This is a genomic window from Paenibacillus sp. LjRoot153, assembly GCF_964253085.1.
Taxonomy (GTDB): domain Bacteria; phylum Bacillota; class Bacilli; order Paenibacillales; family NBRC-103111; genus Paenibacillus_E.
Genome location: NZ_CAXUQH020000001.1, coordinates 7,054,176 through 7,078,916 on the forward strand (window position 1 = coordinate 7,054,176; position 24,741 = coordinate 7,078,916).

General features: G+C 45.2%; 24 protein-coding genes. 13 read left to right on the top strand and 11 right to left on the bottom strand.

Going from position 1 to position 24,741, the window contains the following annotated elements:
* The 4 genes from tsaB to ACSQ8P_RS30520 form a co-directional block, all read right to left on the bottom strand.
* Positions 1-810: a tRNA (adenosine(37)-N6)-threonylcarbamoyltransferase complex dimerization subunit type 1 TsaB gene (tsaB, locus tag ACSQ8P_RS30505; RefSeq protein WP_436238613.1), complete on the bottom strand. Its 810-nt coding sequence runs from the start codon at positions 808-810 to the stop codon at positions 1-3.
* Complete coding sequence (gene tsaE, locus ACSQ8P_RS30510; protein ID WP_436238614.1) at positions 791-1,297, bottom strand: tRNA (adenosine(37)-N6)-threonylcarbamoyltransferase complex ATPase subunit type 1 TsaE; 507 nt, start codon at positions 1,295-1,297, stop codon at positions 791-793. Before tsaE ends, tsaB begins: the two co-directional genes overlap by 20 nt.
* A gap of 244 nt (positions 1,298-1,541) precedes the next feature.
* On the bottom strand, positions 1,542-1,724 hold the full coding sequence (locus tag ACSQ8P_RS30515) for an H-type small acid-soluble spore protein (protein ID WP_056608515.1): 183 nt from the start codon (positions 1,722-1,724) through the stop codon (positions 1,542-1,544).
* Positions 1,721-1,906: a hypothetical protein gene (locus ACSQ8P_RS30520; RefSeq protein WP_436238616.1), complete on the bottom strand. Its 186-nt coding sequence runs from the start codon at positions 1,904-1,906 to the stop codon at positions 1,721-1,723. Before ACSQ8P_RS30520 ends, ACSQ8P_RS30515 begins: the two co-directional genes overlap by 4 nt.
* A 158-nt stretch (positions 1,907-2,064) precedes the next feature.
* On the opposite strand from ACSQ8P_RS30520, the gene ACSQ8P_RS30525 reads away from it, so the two are divergent.
* The gene (locus ACSQ8P_RS30525; RefSeq protein WP_436238617.1) at positions 2,065-2,946 is read left to right on the top strand and encodes a Ku protein; all 882 of its coding nucleotides are present in this window, start codon (positions 2,065-2,067) and stop codon (positions 2,944-2,946) included.
* Between the two features lie 483 nt (positions 2,947-3,429).
* Here the strand turns inward: ACSQ8P_RS30525 and ACSQ8P_RS30530 are convergent, their stop codons facing one another.
* From ACSQ8P_RS30530 to ACSQ8P_RS30540, 3 genes are read right to left on the bottom strand one after another with little or no spacing between them, the layout of a single operon-like run.
* Entirely contained in the window at positions 3,430-4,533 is a 1,104-nt protein-coding gene (locus ACSQ8P_RS30530; RefSeq protein ID WP_436238618.1) for a GerAB/ArcD/ProY family transporter, read from the bottom strand.
* Between the two features lie 16 nt (positions 4,534-4,549).
* The gene (locus tag ACSQ8P_RS30535; RefSeq protein ID WP_436238619.1) at positions 4,550-5,704 is read right to left on the bottom strand and encodes a Ger(x)C family spore germination protein; all 1,155 of its coding nucleotides are present in this window, start codon (positions 5,702-5,704) and stop codon (positions 4,550-4,552) included.
* A 20-nt stretch (positions 5,705-5,724) separates the two neighbouring features.
* A complete protein-coding gene (locus ACSQ8P_RS30540; RefSeq protein WP_436238620.1) occupies positions 5,725-7,251 on the bottom strand; it encodes a spore germination protein in 1,527 nt (508 codons plus the stop codon).
* Positions 7,252-7,431: 180 nt separating this feature from the next.
* On the opposite strand from ACSQ8P_RS30540, the gene ACSQ8P_RS30545 reads away from it, so the two are divergent.
* From ACSQ8P_RS30545 to ligD, 3 genes are all read left to right on the top strand, one after another.
* Complete coding sequence (locus ACSQ8P_RS30545) at positions 7,432-8,376, top strand: ATP-dependent DNA ligase (protein ID WP_436238621.1); 945 nt, start codon at positions 7,432-7,434, stop codon at positions 8,374-8,376.
* Positions 8,377-8,542: 166 nt separating this feature from the next.
* The gene (locus tag ACSQ8P_RS30550; protein WP_436238622.1) at positions 8,543-9,835 is read left to right on the top strand and encodes an arsenic transporter; all 1,293 of its coding nucleotides are present in this window, start codon (positions 8,543-8,545) and stop codon (positions 9,833-9,835) included.
* Between the two features lie 87 nt (positions 9,836-9,922).
* Positions 9,923-10,819: a non-homologous end-joining DNA ligase gene (gene ligD, locus ACSQ8P_RS30555; protein ID WP_436238623.1), complete on the top strand. Its 897-nt coding sequence runs from the start codon at positions 9,923-9,925 to the stop codon at positions 10,817-10,819.
* 26 nt (positions 10,820-10,845) lie between these two features.
* Here ligD and cls read toward each other — a convergent pair whose 3' ends face one another.
* The gene (cls, locus tag ACSQ8P_RS30560; RefSeq protein WP_436238624.1) at positions 10,846-12,273 is read right to left on the bottom strand and encodes a cardiolipin synthase; all 1,428 of its coding nucleotides are present in this window, start codon (positions 12,271-12,273) and stop codon (positions 10,846-10,848) included.
* A gap of 220 nt (positions 12,274-12,493) precedes the next feature.
* On the opposite strand from cls, the gene ACSQ8P_RS30565 reads away from it, so the two are divergent.
* From ACSQ8P_RS30565 to ACSQ8P_RS30580, 4 genes are read left to right on the top strand one after another with little or no spacing between them, the layout of a single operon-like run.
* Complete coding sequence (locus ACSQ8P_RS30565; protein ID WP_436239648.1) at positions 12,494-14,146, top strand: spore germination protein; 1,653 nt, start codon at positions 12,494-12,496, stop codon at positions 14,144-14,146.
* Positions 14,133-15,305, top strand: a complete 1,173-nt coding sequence (locus tag ACSQ8P_RS30570) for a Ger(x)C family spore germination protein (protein WP_436238625.1) — start codon at positions 14,133-14,135, stop codon at positions 15,303-15,305. Before ACSQ8P_RS30565 ends, ACSQ8P_RS30570 begins: the two co-directional genes overlap by 14 nt.
* Before the next feature lie 3 nt (positions 15,306-15,308).
* Positions 15,309-15,539 (top strand): hypothetical protein, encoded by a 231-nt coding sequence (locus tag ACSQ8P_RS30575; protein WP_436238626.1) that lies wholly within the window; start codon positions 15,309-15,311, stop codon positions 15,537-15,539.
* An 11-nt stretch (positions 15,540-15,550) separates the two neighbouring features.
* Complete coding sequence (locus ACSQ8P_RS30580; protein WP_436238627.1) at positions 15,551-16,930, top strand: GerAB/ArcD/ProY family transporter; 1,380 nt, start codon at positions 15,551-15,553, stop codon at positions 16,928-16,930.
* 88 nt (positions 16,931-17,018) lie between these two features.
* On the opposite strand, the gene ACSQ8P_RS30585 is transcribed toward ACSQ8P_RS30580, so the two are convergent.
* Entirely contained in the window at positions 17,019-18,110 is a 1,092-nt protein-coding gene (locus ACSQ8P_RS30585; RefSeq protein ID WP_436238628.1) for a ParM/StbA family protein, read from the bottom strand.
* A 139-nt stretch (positions 18,111-18,249) separates the two neighbouring features.
* Between ACSQ8P_RS30585 and ACSQ8P_RS30590 the strand changes: the two genes are divergently transcribed.
* The 3 genes from ACSQ8P_RS30590 (at position 18,250) to ACSQ8P_RS30600 (ending at position 20,617) form a co-directional block, all read left to right on the top strand.
* Positions 18,250-19,344 carry a M23 family metallopeptidase gene (locus tag ACSQ8P_RS30590; protein ID WP_436238629.1) on the top strand — a complete coding sequence of 365 codons (1,095 nt, stop codon included), beginning with the start codon at positions 18,250-18,252 and terminating at the stop codon, positions 19,342-19,344.
* Position 19,345: 1 nt separating this feature from the next.
* Complete coding sequence (locus tag ACSQ8P_RS30595; RefSeq protein ID WP_436238630.1) at positions 19,346-19,798, top strand: bactofilin family protein; 453 nt, start codon at positions 19,346-19,348, stop codon at positions 19,796-19,798.
* A gap of 84 nt (positions 19,799-19,882) precedes the next feature.
* Positions 19,883-20,617, top strand: a complete 735-nt coding sequence (locus tag ACSQ8P_RS30600) for an HAD family hydrolase (protein ID WP_436238631.1) — start codon at positions 19,883-19,885, stop codon at positions 20,615-20,617.
* Between the two features lie 70 nt (positions 20,618-20,687).
* On the opposite strand, the gene ACSQ8P_RS30605 is transcribed toward ACSQ8P_RS30600, so the two are convergent.
* Positions 20,688-21,599 (bottom strand): ABC transporter permease, encoded by a 912-nt coding sequence (locus ACSQ8P_RS30605; RefSeq protein ID WP_436238632.1) that lies wholly within the window; start codon positions 21,597-21,599, stop codon positions 20,688-20,690.
* A gap of 19 nt (positions 21,600-21,618) precedes the next feature.
* Positions 21,619-22,554, bottom strand: a complete 936-nt coding sequence (locus tag ACSQ8P_RS30610) for an ABC transporter ATP-binding protein (RefSeq protein WP_436238633.1) — start codon at positions 22,552-22,554, stop codon at positions 21,619-21,621.
* A gap of 159 nt (positions 22,555-22,713) precedes the next feature.
* On the opposite strand from ACSQ8P_RS30610, the gene ACSQ8P_RS30615 reads away from it, so the two are divergent.
* Positions 22,714-23,916, top strand: a complete 1,203-nt coding sequence (locus ACSQ8P_RS30615) for a sensor histidine kinase (protein WP_436238634.1) — start codon at positions 22,714-22,716, stop codon at positions 23,914-23,916.
* Positions 23,917-23,937: 21 nt separating this feature from the next.
* On the top strand, positions 23,938-24,624 hold the full coding sequence (locus ACSQ8P_RS30620) for a response regulator (RefSeq protein ID WP_436238635.1): 687 nt from the start codon (positions 23,938-23,940) through the stop codon (positions 24,622-24,624).
* Positions 24,625-24,741 lie beyond the last annotated feature (117 nt).

Here is a 24,741-nt window from a genome sequence, read left to right on the forward strand (position 1 = left end):
TTACTGTTCCCCTTTCTTCGTCTGCAGACCAGCTAGCAGATTGGCTTCCGCTTCTGGAAGCCTAGTGTAATTCGGTACAAACGAATGAATGTCTGCCTTCTCGCCTCCCGCTAATCTTGGATTAGCCAGTAGACCAATATATTCCGCTTCAATGCCATAGGGAACAACGCTCACATGACCCGCAAAATCCTTCGCAAACTGCTCCAGCTCAAGCGCAAATCCCGTGGTTTCACCGACGAAAAGTATGTGATCAGGTGCTAAACTACTAGCTTGCGAGAGAATCTGCTCCGTCCACGCTCCGATAACCCGAATACCATCAGGCAACACTTCACGCCAAGTCGCATCAGGTTCTCGAGCAGCTGTAACAGCAGTCGCCCCTTCAAAAGCATATACAGCCGTAAAAGCCTGCTTACGCCTTCCATCCATAAGAGGTATAACCCATGTTAAACCCGCACCTTTATAGTCGTTCTGTACAGAACCACCAATTGCCATAGCCTCCAAACTAGACACGCCAATCAAGTCTAATCCTAACGACCATGCAAATGTTTTGGCTACGGAAACAGCAATCCGCACACCTGTATATGAGCCTGGCCCTTGGCCGGCAGCAACCGAGCGCAGATCTCTTGGCTTCATTCCTAAGCGAGCTAGTAAATCTTGAATGTGGGGAAGCAACCCCAGAGAATGATTCCGTTCTGCATGGGAGCTAATCTCCCCGAGCAGGTGTCCATTTTCCAATATAGCAACAGTCATTGCCGATGTTGAGGTATCGATCGCTAAGCATCGCCCCGTATTAGTTATCCGTTCCGTCATGTAAATGTCCGTTCTCCTTCATCTGTACACACCAGCTCCCATACGGCGAACCGTGTGGGGTCAAGTGAAATACGCGGGTTTGATCAACCTCTTGGGTGATCGTAATACTTAATCTGTCGGGTGGCAGCAGATCCTCAATTAAGCTCGACCATTCGATCAGCGTAACCCCTGCCCCATAGAAGTAATCCTCTAACCCTAACTCATCTGCTTCCTCTTGCGAAATGCGATACATATCCATATGGTAGAAAGGGAGTCCAGCTCCCTCGTATTCTTTGATAATGGTAAATGTAGGCGAGTTAACGTGCTCCGAAATCCCCATCGCTCTGGCGAATCCTTGCGAGAATCTCGTTTTGCCAGCACCCAAATCTCCGTCTAACGTTAAGACCGTTCCTGGCTGTAGATACGTTGATAGTAGGATTCCCAGTTTATCCGTATCTGCTTCATGGTGAGAATGAAACTTAAATGTGGATTGAGTCAATGATCTCATCCCTTTCTTCCGTGTGCGCGTGCTGCTTCTATTATAGTCCTCGCTAGCAGGTGACAGCAACCTGTCTATCCAAATAAACGGCTCCGCCGTCCTACTTGGACGGGAGCATTTATCAGAAATAAAGCAGACTTATGTGAAATATATAAATTCTTTATTTGTGAAATCCTCATCCTAGGACATGCGAAATTAGGAAAAGCCCTCCCCGATTCAGCAATCGGAGAAGGCTATTTGCCCATACGGACCTTTAGTGTACCTCTTCGAGCTCCCTAGCTGGAACGACCCGAGCATCTGCGGGATTGCCTTCCGCATGTACTTTGACGAGACCTTTACCGGAATCTACACTGTCAATCCAGACAGCCAGCCCATTCAGATCTACCTCAATTTTCTCATCTGCAGCTAAAATCTCCTGAGCACGGTGAACATTCATGGTTCATCCAGTACGGATTCCGGAGCTGTCATCGTATCCGTGGTTGAGTGTTCAATTAACCCACCCTGCATGGTGACGTTACCGCCTCCAAGCCCCTCATTAATCATACGATCAATGTCCATATAACAATCGTCTCTATCTTCATTGTTCGTATCTTGTGACAAATCCGACGCTGATGCCATCCGTAATCCCTCCTTAGGTTCGCTTTTTGGGCTATCATGTTGCATTTATAAGATTTCCATTCTCCCCTCTAACCATTCTCTCAAAAGACTGCCGTATAAAGGTCATACATCCAGAGAATACTAGTACAATTATGTATGTTGAGGGAGGAATGCTATCCATGCATACCGTGTGGAAAGGCGCGATCAGCTTCGGACTTGTTCATGTTCCTGTCAAAATGTTTTCGGCCACAGAGGATAAAGATATCTCTATGCGCTATATTCACAAAACTTGTATTACCCCGCTATCCTATGTCCGGAAATGCCAGACTTGCGAGAAGGAAGTAGAGTGGGAGGAAATTTCGAAAGGGTACGAGTTTGAGCCCGGGCGATTTATTCTGTTTGAAAAGGATGAGCTTGAGGAAATCTCCGGCGAAGCGAACAAAGAAATTAAGATTTTGGACTTCGTAAATTTAACTGATATTGACCCTGTTTATTTTCAAAAGACTTACTACCTCGGCCCTGGCGATACAGGCGCTGGCGCCTACATGCTGCTTCTTGATTCCATGCGCCAGACGGGTAAAATCGGAATCGCCAAGGTGTCCATCCGCTCCAAAAGCTCGCTAGCCGCTATTCGTGTCATTGAAAATTGCCTTGCCATGGAAACCATATTCTATCCGGATGAAATTCGTCCGATTTCGCAAGTGCCGAACCTTCCTGAGAAGGTTACTGTGAATGAGCGGGAAATGGAGATGGCGAAAATGCTGATCAATCAGCTTTCCACCCCTTTTGAACCCGAGAAATATAAGGATGAGTATCGTGCTCGCTTACTCGACGCGATCGAGCATAAAGTGGCTGGCGAAGAAATCCAGACCGCACCGCAGATGCAAAAAACAAGCGTCATCGACCTTATGTCTGCGCTTCAAGCTAGTTTAAATGCGACGAAACCGTCCGATGGCAAAATAACACTTGGCGCGGATGCTTCATTGACCGAGTCGATAACGGTGGAGAAGAAGCCCGCGGCAAAGCCACGAGCTAGAAAGGCCAAAGAGCCTGTCACTTGATTGCTATAAAAGAAGTGCCCTATCTTGGTATCCAAGATGGGGCACTTTTTTATTCTGTGGGGGTTGGTTGGGTTGGGTTGGGTTGGGTTGGGTTGGGTTGGGTTGGGTTGGGTTGGGTTGGGTTGGGTAGGGTAGGGTAGGGTTGGCTTGGCTTGGCTTGGCTTGGCTTGACTTGGCTTGACTTGGCTTGACTTGGCTTGACTTGGCTTGACTTGGCTTGACTTGGGTTGGGTCGAGTTAAATGGAAAAACTACAGCTAATTCCGATATAATCCCCCCTATTTTAAAATTAACTGGATTTCCTCCCGTTAAATTTGGATTTTAAGGTAATTTCCACGCTTTTCTCTGCAATTAGCTGGAGGAAATCCAGCTATTCTATTAAATCCTGCCAAATCGTCCTAAATAGCTGGAGGAAATCCACTTAATTCGCATCTCCCATCTCTACTAGCTAATCCAGTCAATTCTTCTCTGCTAACCAAGCTACTCATCCTCGAGGAATCAGCTTTTTTCGTCTCAACAGTGCCAGCATGAGCAGAACCACAGGCAATACAACCATAAAAATAGGGAAAATGTACGGAACAGCTATCTTCAAAGGGAAAATGATCGTTATCTCCTCATAATTCACAGGTATGAAGGTTAAAAGCATCACAACGATAGCGGTAATCCAGGTGACGATCTTCCAATTGCTCAAGCCGAGCAGTTGTGTCGTTCCATAACTCGCTACAAATAAATACAGCGCCAATTTGGTGAATATACTCATGATCCAGATGGTAACGACAATCGCATCCAGATTCTCAATAATGCCGCCAATGGATATGGAACGGACGATCATGAGCATGGGATAGGGATAACCAGCAGCGACATTAGGGCCGAACATCAAGATGCTGACGATCATCGATAACATGGTAAGCACACCTGAAAGCATGACACCTCTTACGGCATATCGAACAGTGTTCTTCCGCTTACCAACAAAAGCGATCAACATCATAATCATAATGCAATCTCCTAAGAAAGCGGCTGTCGGTAACGCACCTTTCATTAGGATCATCATGTCATTATCTAAGTAAATCGGAAGAAGTCGATCCCAATTCAATTGATTAATACTAAGAAACATTGGGCCCAACACGCAGAGTAAGATAATCGGCCCTGTAACTTCACAAATACGTGCCAATACACCAACGCCATGTAAGGTAGGGTACAATACGACGAGAAGCATTGGCACCTGAATCACATAGAGAGGAGTTTTGGGCATAATGGTCCCTGTAATAAATAAGCCGAATTGTCTCAAAATCACGGTAAGTATGACAAGCCACACTAAGATGTAGAGGGCAGAAATTAAGCCGCCAAACCATTTCCCTAGCAGAATCCGATTATATTCGACTACGGTCAGACCAGGGAACATCGTACTGAGTTTGCCACATATATAAGCAACGAGCATCCCTGCTACTGTCGCGATTATGATGGAAATCCACGCGTCCTGTTTGGCAATTTGAGCAGCAGGAGCAATCGTGAGAAGTATAGTCATAATAATTTGCATGCTAACCATCATCCAGAATATTTGCCGGTTCGATAATGCCATATCACTCATTGATGACCCCACCTATCTATCTCTGACCGGTCATGAAAGGAAAATTCGATATACCCGGTCTCTGAATGGTGCTTTTCACTTCCAGCTGAACGTCCATCGTTGGAAAGATAGTGCTCCAATTCGCTTTGGCCTGCTTCCATTCCCGCGGATATTTTTTATGAAAAGCCCGGGCAAAGCCGAGTACGTCCGCCTTTTGATCATGTTGTAATTGTTGCAACGTCTCCCTCAAAATCTCTTTAATCTTCTTATCGAACGGCTCTTCTAACTTTCTCATATTGTCAGAGCCGTTAGCGAGGAGAAGCTGGGTCGAACTTTGAACGACATCCGCTTCTAAATCCAATTTAACAGTCATTTTCCAAATACCGTTTTCAATCGAAGGATGAAGATGGAGATCCGTGGTAATGATTTTGATCACCACTTTCCCAACCGCTTCATGTTCGGTGAGCGTAATATTACGGCCCAGATCTTCATGAATAAACAACCGAATTCCCATTTGCTCATCTCGAGATAGAAAACAAGCTAGTTTCCCCTCTTTAATCACCGACATTCCTTCTACGGTCAGAATCGTTTTTTTAGCTTGATTCGAGATCAATTTGCTCCTATTCGCAACCGGCAGCAGGAAAGCACCGGATTCCCCACCTAATACTTCCTCGATATCATGCATGGTAGCAGACTGAATCAATGGCTTCTGCGAAAGTTTAATTAAGGTTTCATAGGTATTAGGATCATTCTGCGCTTCTAACAGTTCCTTAGCTGTTCCTCTGCATACAAAGAAATTAGCCTGTTCCCGTGGTTGAATATCCCTGAATAAGAAATCGAAATCATCAAACATCCCGCTCCGAGCCAATTTTTCCCCAAAGAAGTAAGCTTTGGCATGCCCCCAAGAGAAATAGCGAGGAAACTTCTTTTGTAATTCCGATAACGCATCTGGCATGGAGTTTCCTTTGGACGATACCGTGTACACATTACCTTCCCCAGTACCTCCTTCTCCCGCAGAAGCAGCAGGATTCGGTATGAAGACTTGAACAGTCACTTCAATTTCATCTTCTGTGCTCTTGTCGATCCCAGCGGCTATGATAAAAGCCATGTCATTCACCTCGACACGATCCCAACAACCAGTTAAGAGCAGGACACACAGTGAAATGACTGGAACAGATACGTATAACCTCATAGCTAGCCACTCCTAACCGCTTAATTCTCATTCCGTTCATCCGAATGCTCGCGCTGCCTATTCAAATTATTCTTATCAGCATAAAAGGCAGGACGTGTATTCATTTTGCTAATGGGAGCACGAAGCAAAACATCTTTGATTCCTTTGGGATAAATCGGGGCAAGTGGAGCCAAATAAGGTACACCGAAAGAACGGAGTATACACAGATGACTAATGATTAACAGCAGCCCCAGAATAAGACCAAATAAACCTAAGATGCCGGATAGAATCATAATTGGAAAACGAAGAATTCGTAAGGAGATACCCGCCGAGTATTGCGGCATCATAAACGAGGAAATGCCCGTAATGGCTACGACCATAACCATAGGAGCAGATACTAATCCTGCTTGGATAGCCGCTTGTCCAATGACGAGTGCGCCAACGATACTAACGGCTGAACCAACTTGTCTAGGTAGACGAACACCTGCTTCACGTAAAGCTTCAAAGGTGACTTCCATAAACAATGCTTCGACCAAGGCTGGGAAAGGGATTTCCTCCCGAGATTTAGCAACTCGAAGAAGCAATGTCGTAGGCACCATTTCATGATGAAACGTTAACACAGCCACATAGATCGCCGGAGCTAACATCGCAATTAGAAAAAAAGTGTAACGAAGCCAACGTATGAGGCTCCCAATAAGGAAACGTTGATAATAATCTTCAGGAGACTGCATGAGGGACCAAAATGTAGTTGGAGCAATGAGAGCAATGGGCGTATTATCCGTAATAATAACAACGCGGCCTTCTAACAAGCTTGATACAGCAACATCAGGGCGTTCCGTTGTTTGTAATTGGGGAAAAGGCGAATAGATGTTGTTCTCGATCAATTCTTCGATGTAGCCGCTCTCAAGTACCCCATCCAGCTTGATTCGGGAGATTCGCTCCGAAACCTTACTTATGATTTCTGGTTTGGCAATCCCCTGGATGTAGGCCATTGTGACATCTGTCTTCGAATAATTACCGAGAGTGAAGGAAACGAATTTCAACGCAGGTGTCTTTAACCTTTTTCGAATTAATGACGTATTCACGACTAAGGATTCTACAAAACCCTCGCGAGGACCACGGACAACAGACTCTGCTAATGGCTCTTCTACTGCCCTACCTTCAAATTGCGATAACTCAATAGATAATGCCCCTTCGATCATGTCTAACAGTAGAACCGCCTTACCTCCAAGCACTTCATCGATAACTTCACCAATTATGCGCAGTTCTTTAAAATCTGACACCGAAATGCAGCTCATCACCTTGTCCATGGATGCCACGGTTTCTGTGCTAGCTTTCTTAAGAGGTTCAAGAACATGACCATCAAGCAGCTCAACATTCACCATTCCCCGTAAATAGAGGACGGATGCTTGTCGGCCACTCTCCAGATGTATCGATGCGAAAATAACATCATCACAAGCTGTAAATAAGTTTTGCAAATGAAGGATATTCGAGGAAAGCTCAGTTGACACCAGGGTATGGTAAATTTCCTTGTCTATACTCGGATCCTCAGGAAAAGGTTGATACATACACAACTCCCCTTTAATACTCGCATTCATTTAAGTATTGTTATGCTCTCAAAATCACACGGCTATTCAGTTGTTACCAAAGCAGGAGTATTTTAACAAACAATCCATCACAACTTGCTTGAAAGCACCTTTATTGGTGAAGAATGGTAGGATAACGACAATGTAAAGGGGATAATACCGTTGGATTTTAAACCAATCCTCCCATTCGAGCCTATTAGCACGAATGAATGGCCAGTTGGCACTCATTTTACGAGTCAAATCAAGTGGGATGGGGTAAGAATGCTGCTGTACTTCGACGGAAGTACGACCAAATTAATCAATCGCAGAACCAATGATCGAACCCTGCAATACCCGGAGTTAACGAATCCGCAGGCGTTCTGCTCAGCGAATTCAGTCATTTTAGATGGAGAGATTATCGCAATATCCGATGGCAAGCCCTCATTTTACCAGATCATGAAACGAGACAGCGCTAGGAAGTCAAGCACAGTGACTCGAGCCATGCAGCAAGTCCCCATCACTTACATGGTCTTTGATATCCTCTATTTAAATGGAGATTGGTTGATACATTTGAGCCTGAAAGAGAGACAAGCTATTTTAGAGTCCATCATGAAGCCGAACCACCAAGTCCAACTCGTCACAAATCATGATGATATGGAAGCACTATTCACGATTGTGAAGCAGCATGAATTAGAAGGCATTGTGATTAAGGACCTGACTAGCAGCTATGTCATCAACGGTAAGGATAAGCGATGGCTGAAGAAAAAAATTTTTAAGGATCTCTATGCCGTCGTAAGTGGTGTTACCTATAGAGGCAAGATCGTGAATTCCCTTTTATTAGGCTTATATGACGATCAGGGGCTGTTATGGTATATTGGCCACGCAGGTACTGGCAAACTTACCGTGAAAGACTGGCAACATGTCACCGAGATTGTTCAAAGCATGACAACGCTAGAGCGCCCTTTTATCAACGAACCTGAAAGGTCGAAAGAAGCGGTATGGATAACCCCGCAACTCGTTGTGAAAGTTAGCTATATGGAATGGACACATAACAAAACATTAAGACACCCGAGCATACAATCTTTTATCCATATAGATAGCCAAGTATGCACCTTTAATCAGAATTAAGTTGCTTGCCCACTCATGAACATGCAGACTAGGGATTCCCTAATCGGCATGTTTTTAGTTTATAATTCGACTCATCCTTCCCCTCCCAAAAATTAAATCTATACAGACATCTATAAATTTGAGATATTTACATCTACATTCATTTGCTGTCTGCTGGGAGGATACCATGATTTATTTAGCTATTATCATCTTTTTACTAACGATCACCTTCGTCATTTGGCAGCCGAAAGGCTTAAGCATTGGTTGGTCAGCATCGGCAGGAGCTTTGCTTGCCCTCGCTTTCCAAGTCGTTTCGCTGCAGGATGTCGCCACAGTTACAGGCATCGTGTGGAACGCGACGCTCGCTTTTGTCGGCATTATTTTGATCTCCATTATTTTAGATGGGATCGGCTTCTTCGAATGGTCCGCGCTCCACATGGCGCGCTTGGCCAAAGGCAATGGAAAACTTATGTTCATCTACGTGATCCTGCTCGGGGCAGCGGTGTCGGCCTTTTTTGCGAACGATGGTGCCGCTCTGATCCTTACGCCTATCGTGTTGGCCATGGTCAGAGCTATGAAATTGCCGGATGCCGCCATTCTCCCTTTCATTATGGCGAGCGGCTTCATCGCAGACACCACGTCACTGCCATTTGTCATTAGTAATTTGGTAAACATCCTTTCTGCGGATTTTTTCGGGATCGATTTCGTCACCTATGCAAGCCGAATGTTCGTGACGAGTCTGTTCTCGTTAGGCGCAAGCTTGCTGGTTCTCTACCTTTTTTATCGCAAACAAATCCCTGAGAGCTATGATATCACGGAGCTGAGACGCCCAGCGGAAGCGATTAAAGATCTAAATCTGTTCCGTTTGTCTTGGTGGATTCTCGGCATCCTATTAGTAACCTATATCTGCAGCGGATTTATCCAAGTGCCCGTTTCCCTGCTCGTTGGGACTGCTGCTGTTGCCTTCCTCCTCATTGCCAGATCGAGCGAAGTGATGAATACGAGAAAGATTTTGAAAGAAGCTCCGTGGACGGTTGTCATCTTCTCCATCGGGATGTATGTGGTCGTCTATGGGCTTAAAAATGTCGGTCTTACCGATGCGCTTGGGGAGCTTATCGACATCATTTCTGGTGAAGGTCTGTTCGTTGCCACGATAGGCATGGGATTCCTTGCAGCGATCCTTTCCTCGATCATGAACAATTTGCCGACTGTGTTGATAGATGCTTTAGCCATTCAAGGTACACAAACCGAGGGCATCCTCCGAGAAGCCCTTATTTATGCCAATGTCATCGGGACCGATCTAGGTCCAAAAATGACACCAATCGGTTCGCTTGCCACCCTGATTTGGCTTCATGTGCTTGCCAAAAAAGGGGTGAAAATCACGTGGGGCGGTTATATGAAAGCAGGCGTAATCCTGACGATCCCCACCTTACTTATCACGTTAATCGGTTTATACCTTTGGTTGCAGGTCATTTCCTGATCTGCGGTAAAGGCTTTTGCGTGACTCCGTTTGAGAACCATTCACCTAGGAAATAATTGTGAATAAAAGCTCAGAAGGAGCGATTCCATGCCTATGGCGTTCAAAGCAGAGAAAGCTAAGCTTCTCGTGGAGGGCAACGAGTTGACGATCACGAATCCGAATAAGCCGCTATGGCCTGATTTAGGCATTACGAAGGCGGATTACTTGACGACATTAAGTGCGCTCTCACCCTACCTCCTACGTTACTGCCGTAATCGCCACTTAACGACGATTCGATTCCCTCATGGGTATGATGATAAGTCCTTTTATCAGAAAAATGCCCCTAATCCTGTGCCGAGCTTCGTTAAGCTAGCCCCGCTAGATGGTATTAACTATGTGAATTTGGACTCCTTATCTACGCTCATGTGGCTTGGGAATCTGACTTGCTTGGAATTTCATCCTTCCTTCCATTACATCGGGGAGACCAATCCCGCAGAATGGCTGATTGATATTGATCCAACCTTGGAAGAAGAACCTCGCATCATGGAGGCTGCTCTTATCATCGGTGAAGTGCTTGACTCGCTGCGTATTCAGTCGGTCCCCAAAACCTCAGGTGCAACAGGTGTACAAATTTACATTCCAATTCAACCTGGTTATACGTTCGAGGAGCTCCGAAGTGTTGGTCAATTCATCGCTACTTATGCCGTCAACAAGCACCCGAAGCTATTTACAATCGAGCGCTTAAAGAAAAATCGCGGTGATAAGATCTATATTGACTACCTCCAGCACTGGTATGGAAAAACACTATCAGCTCCCTATACGCCGCGCGCCAAAAAGGACGCGACTGTTTCAACGCCCTTGTTTTGGAAAGAAGTTGAGCTTCGCCCAAGCATTTACGAGTTTAATCAACTAACGATAATGAATCGGTTACGTACCTACGGGGATCTGATTGATCGTGTTCCACCCCAGAATTTAGATGCAATTTTAACCAAATTAAAAGAGTAGTTCTAATTAGAACTACTCTTTTTTAATCAAAATAATGGAGACAACAATCGCGCAATCCTCTCTTTTCTTTTCTCACTCCGCGACCTCATCTCAAATTCAGTTCGTTTAACTTCCGTACAAGCCTCCAAATCCATCTCAAAATCGCTCTCCAAGCGGGAAATTACCTTTCCATCAAACATCACGGCATTTAATTCGAAGTTACTGAAAAAGCTGCGCATATCCACGTTAGCCGTACCCACCGTCGCCATGATGTCATCCACGATAATCACCTTGGCATGAATAAACCCTTTCCGATACAAATAGAATCGGACGCCTACTTGTAATAATTCCTGTAGATAGGACTTTGACGCATATTGGACAATGGCAGAATCCGCTTTGAATGGAAGAATGATACGCACATCAACACCACTGATTGCGGCAGTTTTGAGGGCCATCGTGATGCTGGGATCGGGAATGAAATATGGTGTTGTAATCCAAATCCGGTTCTTCGCCGCAATCAATCCTGCAAAATACATTTCCTGAATCGCATCCCATCTGGCATCAGGACCACTAGAAATAACCTGAACGAACGAAGGCTCCTGTTCGGAATGAGCTGGAAAATAGCGGTTTCCCACCAAGCTTTCCCCACTTACGAAAAACCAGTCCGTCAGAAAGGTGCGCTGTAAATCATATACCGCGTCCCCATGCAGCATGACGTGCGTATCTCGCCAGAAACCAAGCTTAGGGTCCCCACCAAGGTATTCATTCCCGATATTAATGCCTCCAACGAAACCAACCAAACCATCGACAACCACAATTTTGCGATGGTTCCGATAATTCAACCGTTTATCAAAGAAAGCAATCAGCGGTTTTAAGAAAGGTTTTACATCAATGCCCGCACGCTTCAATGAAGTAATGTAAGCCTTAGAAAGCGTGTGACTGCCAACACCATCGTAAATGACCCTTACAGCTACCCCTGCCTTTGCTTTAGCAATCAATGCTTCTAGAAACCTCCTGCCAATCGCATCATCGCGAATGGTATAGAATTCGAAGTGAATATGATCTCGTGCCTTCCCTATCTCTTCAAGCATTGCTTCGTACGTAACGTCTGCATTCGTCAGTATGCCAACTCGGTTCAATTCGGTAATCGGTGCACGAGGCACTTGACGCAGCCAATCTCGCAGACGCTGTTCCCCCGGTAAGAAGCTCTCCTCGCCTTTTTTTGAGTCTAAGCTGACTTTGTACGGAACGCCCTGGATCTCTTGTTTATCCGTGTTATCGCTGCCATGTCCATGAACTTTCTTCCGCCGAGCATATTCCCTTGCAATGAAATAATACATAATAAATCCAATAATTGGAAAAATAAACAAAATACTCAGCCATGCTATTGACTTTGCTGGCCTTTTATACTCACAAATTAAAATCGTAGCTGCCTGAAATATAAATAACAACAGTAATAGAATGATCCATACCAACAACATCAGCTCCTATCCCTACATCTTCATGCTGAGATAGCTTTTGCCAAGGCCTTCGACGCTATACCTTTTCCTTCCAACGAAACCAATACAAATAAAATTTTCCAACTTTCGTAATAAAATCCTGTCGTTTCGCAGAACATAATCTACGCATTCTTATTTCTTCAACTTGATCAAGGCAGGAGGTGCCTCTCGCTTGGCCAAAACACCTAACTATTTGATGAAAAGCATCCTGCATAGACGTAAAGCGACACCTTCCAGCGAAGGAAATCCTCCTTCTGATTTGGATCAAGCTCTTGATATCCAGTTTATTGAGGACCTTAAACAGACTAAACTTTCGCTGCTGCTTGACGAGAATCATAAATTTATAAAGGACTTGTTCCAGGAATGTTCCGATGTCGTTGTCAGGGAATTCGAAATTGACCCCCATATTCCAGCCCTGCTTCTTTTCGTAGATGGTCTAACCAATACACAGCTTCTGAACGATACGATGAAATCACTCATGCTGATCGGAGGCGGTGAAACCTCTATTGAGCGTATTGCTAATGTCATCCTGCCGGTGTCACAAACGCAGATTTCTGATAATTACGGAGACTTGCTGACTTCTGTGCTTGGTGGTGATGCTGCTTTGCTCGTTGAGGGGAACGCGAAAGCCATTCTGCTCGGCATACGTGGTACAGAGAAACGTTCCGTCGGGGAACCGGAGACTGAAACAGTCGTGCGCGGGCCGAAGGAAGGCTTCGTAGAGAGTATCCGGACGAACACCTCCATGATTCGCCGCAAGTTAAAGACACCTAAACTCAAGATGAAATCCATGAGTGTAGGTAAAGAAAGCAATACGAATCTTGTCGTTTGCTATATGGATGACTTAGCTATGCCTTCACTAGTTGAAGAAGTCGTCAAACGTCTAGAACAGATCAAGATTGATGCCATTCTCGAATCAGGCATGATTGAAGAACTTATTCAAGACGACGCCTATTCGCCGTTTCCACAAATGCAATATACGGAGCGCCCTGACGTTGTTGCTTCCGCCTTGCTCCAGGGGAGAGTTGCCATCCTAACAGACGGCACCCCCTTTGCTCTCATCGTTCCTTTCGTATTCATTCAAATTATGCAAACGAGCGAGGACTACTATGAACGATTCCAGATTAGCACGCTCTTACGCTTGCTTCGTTATGTCTTCATGTTTCTGTCGTTAACGACACCAGCGCTTTATGTTGCTATAACAACGTACCATCAAGCACTATTACCAACAGCATTGATGCTCAGCGTAGCTGCCTCTCGGGAGGCTATTCCGTTCCCATCCGTCGTTGAGGCCTTCATTATGGAAATCACCTTTGAAGCCTTGCGAGAAGCTGGCATCCGACTCCCCAAAGCGGTTGGCTCCGCTGTTTCCATCTTAGGTGCGCTCGTTGTAGGACAAGCTGCCGTCCAAGCTGGAATTGTATCGGCACCTATGGTTATTGTCGTCTCGATTACAGGTATCGCTTCCTTCACCATTCCACGATTTAATGGTGCGATTGCGATTCGAATGCTGCGCTTCCCTATTCTCGTTGCCGCATCCATCTTCGGATTCTATGGTATCTTTTTCTCTTTAATGATCCTGATCGGACACATGGCAAATCTCCGCTCCTTCGGAGTTCCCTATTTATCCCCCGTCGGCCCCCTATCCGCTAAGGATATGAAGGATGTTCTTATCCGTGCGCCATGGTGGCAAATACAGAAACGTCCCGAGTTTATGGCTGTTCAAGATAACACCAGTCAGAGTAGTGAACTGCCGATGCAGATCAAGAAAGCGGGAGGTTTAGATGGCAGTAACATAGATCATGTACACAAAGCCAGTAAGGAGGAGCAATCGAATGATACATCCTAAGCAGCACATTAGGTTGGTGATGACCTTACTGCTTTCCACCACTCTACTTACCGGTTGTTGGGATCGTACGGAGACCAATGACGTCGCATTTGTACTTACTTCATCAGCTGATTTAGAGGATGACGGCAGATATCGTGTTACTTATATGTTCCCTCTCCCTGGTTCCATGGGTGGAGCTAGCGGCGGCGGCGGTGGCACGGCTGGAGGTAAGAGCTATTACATCGATTCCGAGGTCGGGACCACCTTCCGCGATGCAGTCAGTAAGCTTCAAATGCGTATGTCTAGACGCATCTTTCTCTCACACCGCAGAACGATCGTCATTGGCGAAAAACTAGCGGAAGCTGGCATCACTTCCTTGTTCGATGTTCTTCCGCGTTCATCAGAGAATCGGATGACGAGCTACTTGATTGTAACCAAAGGCAAGGGCTATGACCTCCTGAATGCTGAGCCGAAGTTCGAGCGTTTTCCTGCTGAAGTCATTCGTGAGTTAACCAAGTCTCGCAATGCAATGCCTACAACAATGAAGGATGTTGGGATGTCCTTAAGCTTTAATAGTGATCCAATCATGAGCTATTTGGAACCTCGAGATAGTCAAGTCTCTAAAGATCCTTCCCATGAAATCCAATTCGTTGGCTATGGGCAGTTCAAAGGGGATAAGATGGTTGGCATTTATAAAAAGAAAGAAGCATCGGGGCTTTTGTGGCTCCGAGATCAAGTGAAAGAGCAGCAGCTCACATTCTCCATTGAGGAAGGCAAAAATATTTCCATTGGAGTTATCGGCGGAAAGACAGCCATAACGCCTAAGCTCCTGGAGGACAAAGTTATGTTCAACATTATCGTAGATGCTCGAGGAGCTGTGCGAGAGGACCTGTCTGATGAGGATTTGTACAATTCCGATATCCTTCACAAGATTGAAACGAAATTCGCAGAACAAGTCAAACTATCCATACTCGCAACGATTAAACAAATGCAAAAAGAAGGCACCGATTCAGCTCAGCTTGGTCTCATGGTTTGGCGAACATATCCTCAGAAGTGGAACGAGCAATTCGGCAAGGATTGGGAGCGCTATTTTAAAGAAGCCGAATTCAATATTGTAGTGAAAGCCTCTATTCCTGATACCGGTGTGATTAACCACAACGTAACCAAAGGAGGGATCTAGTCGATGGATGGGATCTTCGTCATCAGCTTTCTCAGCATGTTGATCGGTTCCTTCCTCATAGATCGCAAAGTGCTGCGCCGGGCGAAAAAAGGGAACAAAATAACCTATGGTCTTACCATTGGAATAATCCTTATTTTTCTCACCATGAAATATTTCCACATGAGTATACCGATGCCCGCTTATTTTTTCGTACAAAAGGTTTCTCCATGGCTCATCCGAGTTCTTGGCATATAAGTAGAAAGGTGGTGTTTATCATCGATAATAAGCAAATCATTAACCAACGTCAGTTGTCGTGGCTAGCTTCTTCCATAGTCACCAGCGGAGGCATCCTCACGTTGCAAAATGAATTAATTCGCATTAATCAAATGGATGCTTGGTTCAGCTATTTAATTTCCATTCTTTATGTATTCCTGATTGCTGGCTTCTTTGGTTATATGGCAAAGTTATACCCTAATAAGAACATTTTTGAAATATCCAAAGACGTAGTAGGTCAATGGCTCGGCACCTGTATAAATCTACTCATTTTGTTTCATTTCTGGCAGATTGTCGTTCGTGATATTTCCTCCGTATCTAGATTTAGTTCTACACTTTTACTACATACAACACCTTTGGAAATTCTAATATTACTTAACTGTTTGTTACTTATTTATTTCGGAAAAACAAGTGTAGAGGTCATAGCACGTGTAAATGACCTGTTCTACCCCCTTTTTGTCATAACAACGATGATCATGCCACTGCTCTTATCAAACGAATTCTTTCTGCGGCTCACGACGCCTTTGCTTACGATGCCACTTCAGAATTGGACGGCAAGTTCCATTCTGACGCTCGGGAGTGCTGGTGATATTTTCATTCTAGGCGCCTTTCTTCATATGCTGTCCAATGCCAATCACGTTCGATCGGCTATTCGACATGGCTCCTTGCTTGGTTTTTTTCTACTTACATTTATTCTCTTCGCTATCATTGCTGTGCTCGGCCCTAAGATGCCTGCAAACTTCTCATATCCTAGCTATAATCTGGTTCAAACGATTCATGTCACTGATTTTCTAGATCGACTTGATCTTGTCATGCTTATGATCTGGTATCCAACGATTGTGTGCAAAATAATCGCCATTTACTTGGCACTCCTGCTCGGCATTAGTTCCCTTTTCAATGAGCGAAATTATCCGATGATCAACAAACCTATCGCATTGCTAATAGCACTAAGCACATGTCTTTCTTTCAAAAGCACAACCGAGCTGCTCTCCTTTTCCAACTTCAGCTCACCCGTTATTGTTCTGGCTTACCAGCCCTTCATCATGGTCCTCCTTGTTGTAATCGGGTATCGGAAGAAACAGAAATATCCGAGTGCCCATCCTGATTCCTCTGGAGGAACTCATGTAAAGAAGGATCCCAAACAAAATTCAGGCAAACTTAGCCAACGTATGACCTACACGCAATGGCTCTGGGGAGGAAATCTAGTTTTGGTCATTTGCGTTGCTTTTGTTCTAATTGGTCTTATGTTGGGTGAGAAATCTACGATGGTTGGTATGATTTGTGCGATAGGCTTCGGCAGTTGTTTAATCCTGGCGAACTTAAGCACCTATATGGAACTTACCAAGCTGAAACAAGCCGAAGACAGTAAGTAATTTGAACTGCTACCGTGAAATTCTATTTGGAGGAATGCTTATAAATAAATAAATAAAAAAGCACTCGCCTTAGCGAGTGCCTTGTAAGCTAAACAGGAACGGATTGATTTAAACGGCTTTTCGCGACCTTTAAGTAGCCGTGAACGTTTAAGAATTCACTATCATTTGTGAACCGTAATTTCATTGCTCCTGCGGCGTCTTGGATATACGGCTTCAGTGCAGTTGCACCGCCGCCAATCACGTAAAAGCATTGAATATCTGGGCATTTGCGCCAGCGCTTCTTGATCATTTCCACCATGCGTACGGCAGCTCGACGGAAATGCAGATCCACGATTGGCCGAATATCCACTTGGCCTTCTCCTGGTAGCTGAATCGTAAATTGACGATTCTTCACCCGTTGCGCGAGCTTCGCACGACTCGGGAACAAATGACCGTATGCATCTTCAACATCACGAATGATCGCATCCAAATACGTTGCAATTCCGATTTGCTCGCCATGGCTAAAATGGTTATCAATCGCCATGCGTTTGATGACAGGGAAATCTGTCGTCAAAGCACCGATTTCGCAGACGCCTATGCATCCGTTGTATATTTCTTCGTCCTTCACCTGCAGGCTGTCGTGTGTTGCCATATGGAACATGGCCGCAGCACCTTCAATAGAGACAGCTACTTTGCGGATCGAAACTTTAATTTTACGATTATGGAACTGCGGTGTGGAAAGGAATGTCACTTCGTGCTCACCCAGAAGTCGATGTTCAAATGTCTGACTGTATTTCGGGAAGGAACGAACAGGCAAACCCGTGCCCAATGTGTATTCAACTTCGTCAACGTTGCCGTAACCAGGGTTAGCTGCTTGATTCGTGAGACCCTGATAAGCAAGTGCAGTCAGTGCTACAATGAGGGATTGATCCGATAGCGCTTTATTATCCGTATCTTCTAGCTCTAGGTTATCCTCGTGCTCCAAGGCAAGCTGCCCTACGAAATAACGTTGATTCCTCTGTGAAAGGCTTGGGCTGTATATAACGACATCCAATGCTTTCCAAGGTGAATCTTCTTCTTGCAAAATGTGTCTTTCGTAGCCCGGCGCTATGATATTCGGAATTACTAATGGTTCTCTAGACCCATCTAGCACCAGCTTAATACTATCGTTCCCTATGTCAATACCTGCAAGCTTAATCATGTGTGCCTCCACTCCAAATTTACAGCTTCTGTAATTGTATTAGTAAATTCGATCATATACGACAGGATTCCTTCCTACTTTAGACTCATTTTCCTGGGACTAGTAGGTAGGAATGAAGGTTTTTAGCACAATATGACGAATGTTGTACAGACCTTTACCAAATTCAACCACGACAGGAGATAATCTAGCCCTTATGAAGCTTAAGTGGAAACCAAAAAAACTGACACTGGTTATCATACCAGACGCTAATCAATCAGTCGTCAGGTTTCGTATTCCCCATTTAGTAGCCTATATCGCAGCAGCATGCTTTTCCTTGCTAATGCTGATTTCCATATCGATTTACTTCCTTCACGCACATACCGTCAAACAGGCAAGTGATTTACAATCGAAGCTAAGCGGTGTCAACCAGCAATGGAGCGCAACCCTAACTTCTAAGAATGAGGCCATCGAACAATTGCAAAATGAAGTGATTCAACTGTCCCAGCAGGCTGAACAGATGAAAACACAGGTCGAAGAAGTAAAGAAGCTCGAGAGTGATCTCAAAACCATAGCTGGCATCGATCACGAACCAAGTAGCGTCGCCGTTGCAAGCAAATCATCCGAAGGCAAGGCTAAGAAAGATGCCAATCAGCCCCTAGCTGCTGAATCGTCAGCATCAACCGGCGTGGGAGGCAGTCCGAATCCCGTAACGCAAGATGTCATTCTCAAGCTGGGTCAAGACACACTTGCCTCCTTTTCGGCACTTAACGGTGAAGTGCAGGCGTTGCAAACGAATTTGACAGCCACGAAGCAAAAAGTTGCTGATAAACAGGAGCAGCTTCGCATAACACCAACGTTGTGGCCAACTAGCACGAAGGTTGTTACTTCCCCTTTTGGCTACCGATCAGATCCGTTTACCAAAATACCCAGCTATCATTCCGGCATTGATTTCGGTGCCCATGAGAATGATCCCGTATATGCAACTGCTGCTGGTAAAGTCGTCAGTACAGGCAAAGACATTTACCACGGCAATAACATTGTGATTGAGCATTCCAAGGGCTTACGTACTTGGTATATGCATTTAAATAAAATTCTAGTTAACAAAGGCGATTCCGTAGAAAAAGGCGGCACCATTGGTTTAGTCGGATCTACGGGCCGCAGCACAGGTGCACATCTCCATTATGAAGTTCTCAAAAACGGAGAAAGCGTCGACCCCAAACCTTATCTTAAATCGATTCGAAAGGATGACAACTAACATGTTCAAAAAGACGAAAAGCCTTATCAATCCTAATACAACCGATACGCTGATAGGTGAGGGAACGAGCTTTGAAGGCCGCATTAAATCAGAGGCTAGCATTCGTATTGAAGGCGGAATTACTGGGGATATCGACTGTGCTGGCGACGTCATTATTGGGGAGCACGGTGTAGTGAAATCCAATATCTCCGCGCGAGATGTGGTTCTGGCTGGAAGCGTTCATGGCAATATCACGACCAAGGGCAAGCTGACTATTACCTCTACGGGGGCTTTGCATGGCAATATTAGCGCCGCTTCTTTCATTATTGAGGAAGGCGGCGTCTTCCAAGGCAGCAGTAAAATGGAAACGAAATCGGCCGCCCCTGTACCTGCGCCAAACAACGAGCATGAAACAGGGAATAAACCTGTTGCTGCGCCCGAAAATATGTATAAAGGCAACACAGTGGCCATGTAATTCCTCGTAGCTAGGATAGAAGCTTTCTGCATGATATACTAGTTGGAAATTCATTTCTAACTGATGTAGGAGACACGGAAACTTATGAGAGAACAATCCATCTTATTTGACCTAGATGACACGTTAGTGCATTGCAATAAATATTTTGACTTTGTGATCGATCAGTTCGTTGATCTGATGCTGACTTGGTATGCTGGGCATGGTCTAACTATGCAGGATATTAAGAAAAAGCAGTTGGATATCGACCTTGCTGGTATTCAAATTCACGGTTTTATGCCGGAACGGTTTCCGCAATCGTTCGTTGAGACGTACCAATGGTTCGCGCAGCACTACAACCGTCCTGTAAGTAGCAAAGAGGTGGACTGGCTCATGCAGCTCGGCCACACGGTTTATAGTTACACCGTAGAGCCTTACCCACTGATGAATGAAACCCTTCACAGCCTTCAACAAGCTGGCCACAACTTGTTTCTGTATACAGGCGGAGATGTTTCTATTCAAATGAAGAAAATCAAGGATGTTGGTCTCGACCAATTTTTTCAGGATCGCATCTTCGTGACCGTTCACAAGACACGTGAGTTTATGAATACACTGATGCAGGAAAAGCAATTTGACCGACAGCACACGTGGATGATCGGTAACTCGATTACAACGGATGTTCTGCCCGCGCTCCATGCAGGTATCCATGCGATTCACATCCCCGTTGTTGATGATTGGGTGTTTAACAATGGGACGATTGACGTCACGCCTAAGGGAGCGTTTTACCAATTGCCTTCCCTGCTGGAAGTGCCAGAGGCCATTCAATCGTATATTAAGAAATGAGAAAGAACGATCCCCCGGTGAGCTGAACCGGAAGGATCGTTCTTTTTTGAATGGCAATGATAGAATTTTCTTACGCTGCGACATCACGTCTGCGGAATATTTCCCAGGAAAGGACATTGAACAATAAGAAATGGAGAACGAGCACGGTGATGGAGAATCCCATTGTCATCCCTTCCGCTAGCGGCTGTCCCTCTAGATACTGGGTGAGATCCGTATTCGCGAATAGGTAGTATTTGCCCCATGTGTAACGCATAAACACGAGTGTGATGATTTGACCTGCGAACATAATGAAAATACTAAGACCGATCGCTAGGGAGGCGCTGCGAAACACTGTCGAAATCATAAAGGCCAGCGTGACGATCATGACGAGCTCGATCAGTTTTAGTCCATACGTCGCGAATACATAGATCAACATGTTTTTTTCCAGCACTTGGCCGGCTTCATTGACAGTTAGATGTGGAAGGCTTAATCGCTCAAAGCCGTATAGGAAGCCGTTGACGATCAAAGCTGTAAGGAATAAGAGAATTAGTAAGGTAGCTGCAAATATCAATGTTGTCAGGTACTTCGATAACAGAATCTTCGCCCTGCTGGCAGGACGAATGAGCAGCAGTTTGATGGTCCCCCAAGTAAACTCCCCTGCCACCATATCACCTGCAATGATAACGGCGAATAAGGTCACAACCAGCACAATTAAACCCGCCGCGGTCATCATTCCCCCCCACAGCGTATTCTCCATAGGCGGATAATTATGATCCAGCATGTATTGCTGAAGCGCACTATCTTCACGCATTTGCTTCTTAAACTTCTCTGGAATGTCGGAATTAGCCAGCTCCGTCTTATTATGCTGGATGGTTTCTGCGGCTCGCACCTTCCAGCTATCGTCTTTCTGATAATTCGAATGAGATAACAAACCAGTGAGCACGACAATGACAACTAACAAGATCGCTAGAATCCATGTCCGGAGTCGATGATAAATTTTCATATGCTCATTCCTGATGAGATTAAGCAATTGGATCACTTCCCGTCATTTCTAAAAATTGATCTTCCAGCGACTTCGCCGTTTTACGGATTCCATAAATGGCAATTCCCGCCTCGACAAATCGCTTATTCCAGCCAGCCGTTTCTTCTTTGTCTAGATGCATAACAAGTTCGTTATCAACGACTTCTACTTGAATACCTTGATCGGAGGCTAGCTTCACCGCTTGCTGGACGGCATCTACTTCGTAGACGACCCGATGTTTGCCATCCTCCTGGGCGAATTCCTTGATAAGTCTAACATCGACTAATTTCCCATTCTGAATAATGGCCACACGATCACACATCAGTTCCATCTCTGCTAACAGATGCGAAGAAACGATAACTGAAATTCCTTCATAGCGGGTAAGTTTACGCAAATGATCTCGAAGCTCCCGTATGCCAGCGGGGTCCAACCCGTTAGTAGGCTCGTCCAGAATAAGAACCGAAGGCTTATGTAGAAGGGCTTGCGCGATACCTAATCGTTGCCGCATTCCCAGTGAGTACGTTTTCACCTTGTCATGAATGCGATTCGTCATCCCGACAAGATCGATCACCTCTTGGATTCGCTCCTCGCCAATCCCTGGAATCATCCTGGCATAATGCACCAAATTATTATATCCGCTTAAAAATTTATACATTTCTGGATTTTCTACAATCGCCCCAATATGACGAATCGCTTGTTCAAAATGCGTGCGAACGGAATAACCGCCAATGCGGATATCCCCTTCGGATATCGACATCAGTCCAACCATCATACGGATGGTTGTCGTTTTACCCGCGCCATTCGGCCCAAGAAATCCGAACACCTCACCGCGCGGTACATCGAAACTCAGCTTATCAATAATGGTCTTAGAACCAATACGTTTGGAAATATGATCCACCTGTACGATAGGCGTAACAACCTCTTGTGATGCTGACATTCGACATCTCCTCTCTTTTTAACCAATATAATCCAATCCTAGCTTACTTCTGCTGTCATGCCTAGATATTTTTCAGTCATATGACTGTGCTCACTATGGCTTTTTCCTAATTTTATGTACAATGATAAGATAAGAACTGCTAGTAAAAGGAGCTCATCTATGATCCAAAGAAGACCGTGGCACGGTGTAGAGTGGTCATTGTTTATCGTCTTGACCGGCGCTGCACTGCTTGGTTTACTGTATAGCTGCCTTCACATCTATGAACAACCATTCTCCCACATCCTGTTAACCATACTGGCCATTTTACTCTCTTATGGGGCTCCTTTTATATTCTGGCGACCCCACTATATTAATCCGACATGCTATCCGATTGCTGTTCTACTCACCGGCATTCCCCTACAAATTTACTTGGCTTGGATGGAGCAGGACGCCTTACTTACCATTAATTGCCCAATTATGGTCATTGGATTCCTCACCGATCGAAAAAATGCTTGGTGGACCGCCCCCATCTTCATGTTAGGCATGCCAATGACCTACTTTTTCCTTCTACACAGCGGCATGGGCGTCGGGCAACTATTTAGTTTTATCCTGAATGCTGTTCTCTTCTTCGCAATCGGATTAAGCTTACAACGTGCCGTTACCTCTAACGAGAAAACCGAGAAGCTGCTAGGCGAGAACCAACGTCAATACCATTTGATTCATGAGCAAAATAACGTCCTTGAGCAGTACGCTAATCAGATTGAGCAGCTTACCTTAGTTGAAGAGCGCAATCGGATGGCTCGTGAGCTGCATGATACCGTGGGACATACGTTTACTTCCGTCATTATGGGCATGGACGCTGTCTCGTATCTCATTGAGGTTTCACCCGAGAAGGCTAAGCAAAAGCTAGACGTCCTACGCAATGTAACCAGGGGCGGCCTAGAAGAAGTACGTCGCAGTATTCATCAGATGGTCCCGAGCGAGGGCGATTTGCTGTTATCTCAGCAACTGTCACGACTTGCCAATGAATTTGCCTTGCACACGGGGACACAGATTCACTTCACGACGGTTAGTGAAGAGTTCGAAATTCCCAAACAAACCAAGCTCTCATTAATTCGCTGTCTGCAGGAATCACTGACGAATGCCAAACGCCATGGCAAAGCAGCTTCTATCGAAATTGTTCTAACCTATGCCGATGACCAAATCTCCCTTCGCATTGAAGATGATGGCATTGGCACCGAGCAATTGAAAATGGGCTTCGGTATTACGGCAATGCAAGAACGGATATCTGCGCTGCAAGGCACTTTGCAGGTACGCTCCACGCCTGAAAAAGGGACAGTCGTCCATTGTTTTATTCCTGTCAAACGTTTTCCAACCTATTAATCGTTGTGAGGAGGATTCTCTATGACTGTAAACCAAGCCCCGCTCAAACTGCTCCTGGTCGATGATCAGGATTTGATACGTGAAAGCTTACATATTGTACTGGGTATGGACCCCGATATTCAGGTCGTCGGCTTAGCCGAAAACGGGCGTGTTGCTGTAAAGCTGAGTGAAGAAGTGCAACCCGATGTCGTTCTAATGGACATTCATATGCCGATTATGGATGGCGTTGAGGCTACACGTCAGATTAAAGCTACTTGGCCGCATATTCGTGTCATTATTTTGACCACCTTCCAGGAAATTGGCTATGTAGTAGATGCACTTAGTGCAGGAGCTGAAGGCTACTTACTCAAAGCCATTCATCCCAAGGATTTAGCCACAGGGATTAAATGGGTTCATCAAGGCGGTACCTTAATTCCGCATGATATTGCCAAAATGCTCGTTCAGCAAGCGCGTGACGGCGGTGGTGGTGGAGGTTCCTCTGAAGATAAGGAAGAGAGCAGCATTCGTACAGAGACTTATGGCCTCAGCGAACGTGAGCTGCAGGTCCTTCATAGCATCGCTGATGGCCTCAATAATCGTGAAATCGCTGAGAAACTATTCTTGTCCGAGGGTACTGTAAAAAACTATATCTCCAACATCTACTCGAAAATGGACGTCCGAGACCGGGTTCAAGCTTCGAAAAAAGCGCATGATGAGGGGATTCTGTAATCGAGGGGAATTCCATAAGACGCAGTAGCCTGTGCCCGCCATTAGATGGATTTTATGTAGTTAAATTTTGCGATTGCCCGAACAAACGTAGAATAAATGGATAACGTACAGTTAATT

What these genes read in the sequence shown, in the direction of transcription:
- ACSQ8P_RS30525 (WP_436238617.1), top strand. Translation starts at nt 2,065, where the DNA reads ATGCATACCGTGTGGAAAGGCGCGATCAGCTTCGGACTTGTTCATGTT.
- ACSQ8P_RS30540 (WP_436238620.1), bottom strand. Translation starts at nt 7,251, where the DNA reads ATGTATCAACCTTTTCCTGAGGATCCGAGTATAGACAAGGAAATTTAC.
- ACSQ8P_RS30620 (WP_436238635.1), top strand. Translation starts at nt 23,938, where the DNA reads ATGACTGTAAACCAAGCCCCGCTCAAACTGCTCCTGGTCGATGATCAG.
- tsaE (WP_436238614.1), bottom strand. Translation starts at nt 1,297, where the DNA reads ATGAGATCATTGACTCAATCCACATTTAAGTTTCATTCTCACCATGAA.
- ACSQ8P_RS30565 (WP_436239648.1), top strand. Translation starts at nt 12,494, where the DNA reads ATGAAAAGCATCCTGCATAGACGTAAAGCGACACCTTCCAGCGAAGGA.
- ACSQ8P_RS30590 (WP_436238629.1), top strand. Translation starts at nt 18,250, where the DNA reads ATGTTGTACAGACCTTTACCAAATTCAACCACGACAGGAGATAATCTA.
- ACSQ8P_RS30570 (WP_436238625.1), top strand. Translation starts at nt 14,133, where the DNA reads ATGATACATCCTAAGCAGCACATTAGGTTGGTGATGACCTTACTGCTT.
- ACSQ8P_RS30515 (WP_056608515.1), bottom strand. Translation starts at nt 1,724, where the DNA reads ATGAATGTTCACCGTGCTCAGGAGATTTTAGCTGCAGATGAGAAAATT.
- ACSQ8P_RS30615 (WP_436238634.1), top strand. Translation starts at nt 22,714, where the DNA reads ATGATCCAAAGAAGACCGTGGCACGGTGTAGAGTGGTCATTGTTTATC.
- ACSQ8P_RS30535 (WP_436238619.1), bottom strand. Translation starts at nt 5,704, where the DNA reads ATGAGGTTATACGTATCTGTTCCAGTCATTTCACTGTGTGTCCTGCTC.
- ACSQ8P_RS30600 (WP_436238631.1), top strand. Translation starts at nt 19,883, where the DNA reads ATGAGAGAACAATCCATCTTATTTGACCTAGATGACACGTTAGTGCAT.
- ACSQ8P_RS30585 (WP_436238628.1), bottom strand. Translation starts at nt 18,110, where the DNA reads ATGATTAAGCTTGCAGGTATTGACATAGGGAACGATAGTATTAAGCTG.
- ACSQ8P_RS30550 (WP_436238622.1), top strand. Translation starts at nt 8,543, where the DNA reads ATGATTTATTTAGCTATTATCATCTTTTTACTAACGATCACCTTCGTC.
- ACSQ8P_RS30575 (WP_436238626.1), top strand. Translation starts at nt 15,309, where the DNA reads ATGGATGGGATCTTCGTCATCAGCTTTCTCAGCATGTTGATCGGTTCC.
- ACSQ8P_RS30530 (WP_436238618.1), bottom strand. Translation starts at nt 4,533, where the DNA reads ATGAGTGATATGGCATTATCGAACCGGCAAATATTCTGGATGATGGTT.
- ACSQ8P_RS30520 (WP_436238616.1), bottom strand. Translation starts at nt 1,906, where the DNA reads ATGGCATCAGCGTCGGATTTGTCACAAGATACGAACAATGAAGATAGA.
- ligD (WP_436238623.1), top strand. Translation starts at nt 9,923, where the DNA reads ATGCCTATGGCGTTCAAAGCAGAGAAAGCTAAGCTTCTCGTGGAGGGC.
- ACSQ8P_RS30610 (WP_436238633.1), bottom strand. Translation starts at nt 22,554, where the DNA reads ATGTCAGCATCACAAGAGGTTGTTACGCCTATCGTACAGGTGGATCAT.
- tsaB (WP_436238613.1), bottom strand. Translation starts at nt 810, where the DNA reads ATGACGGAACGGATAACTAATACGGGGCGATGCTTAGCGATCGATACC.
- ACSQ8P_RS30605 (WP_436238632.1), bottom strand. Translation starts at nt 21,599, where the DNA reads ATGAAAATTTATCATCGACTCCGGACATGGATTCTAGCGATCTTGTTA.
- ACSQ8P_RS30595 (WP_436238630.1), top strand. Translation starts at nt 19,346, where the DNA reads ATGTTCAAAAAGACGAAAAGCCTTATCAATCCTAATACAACCGATACG.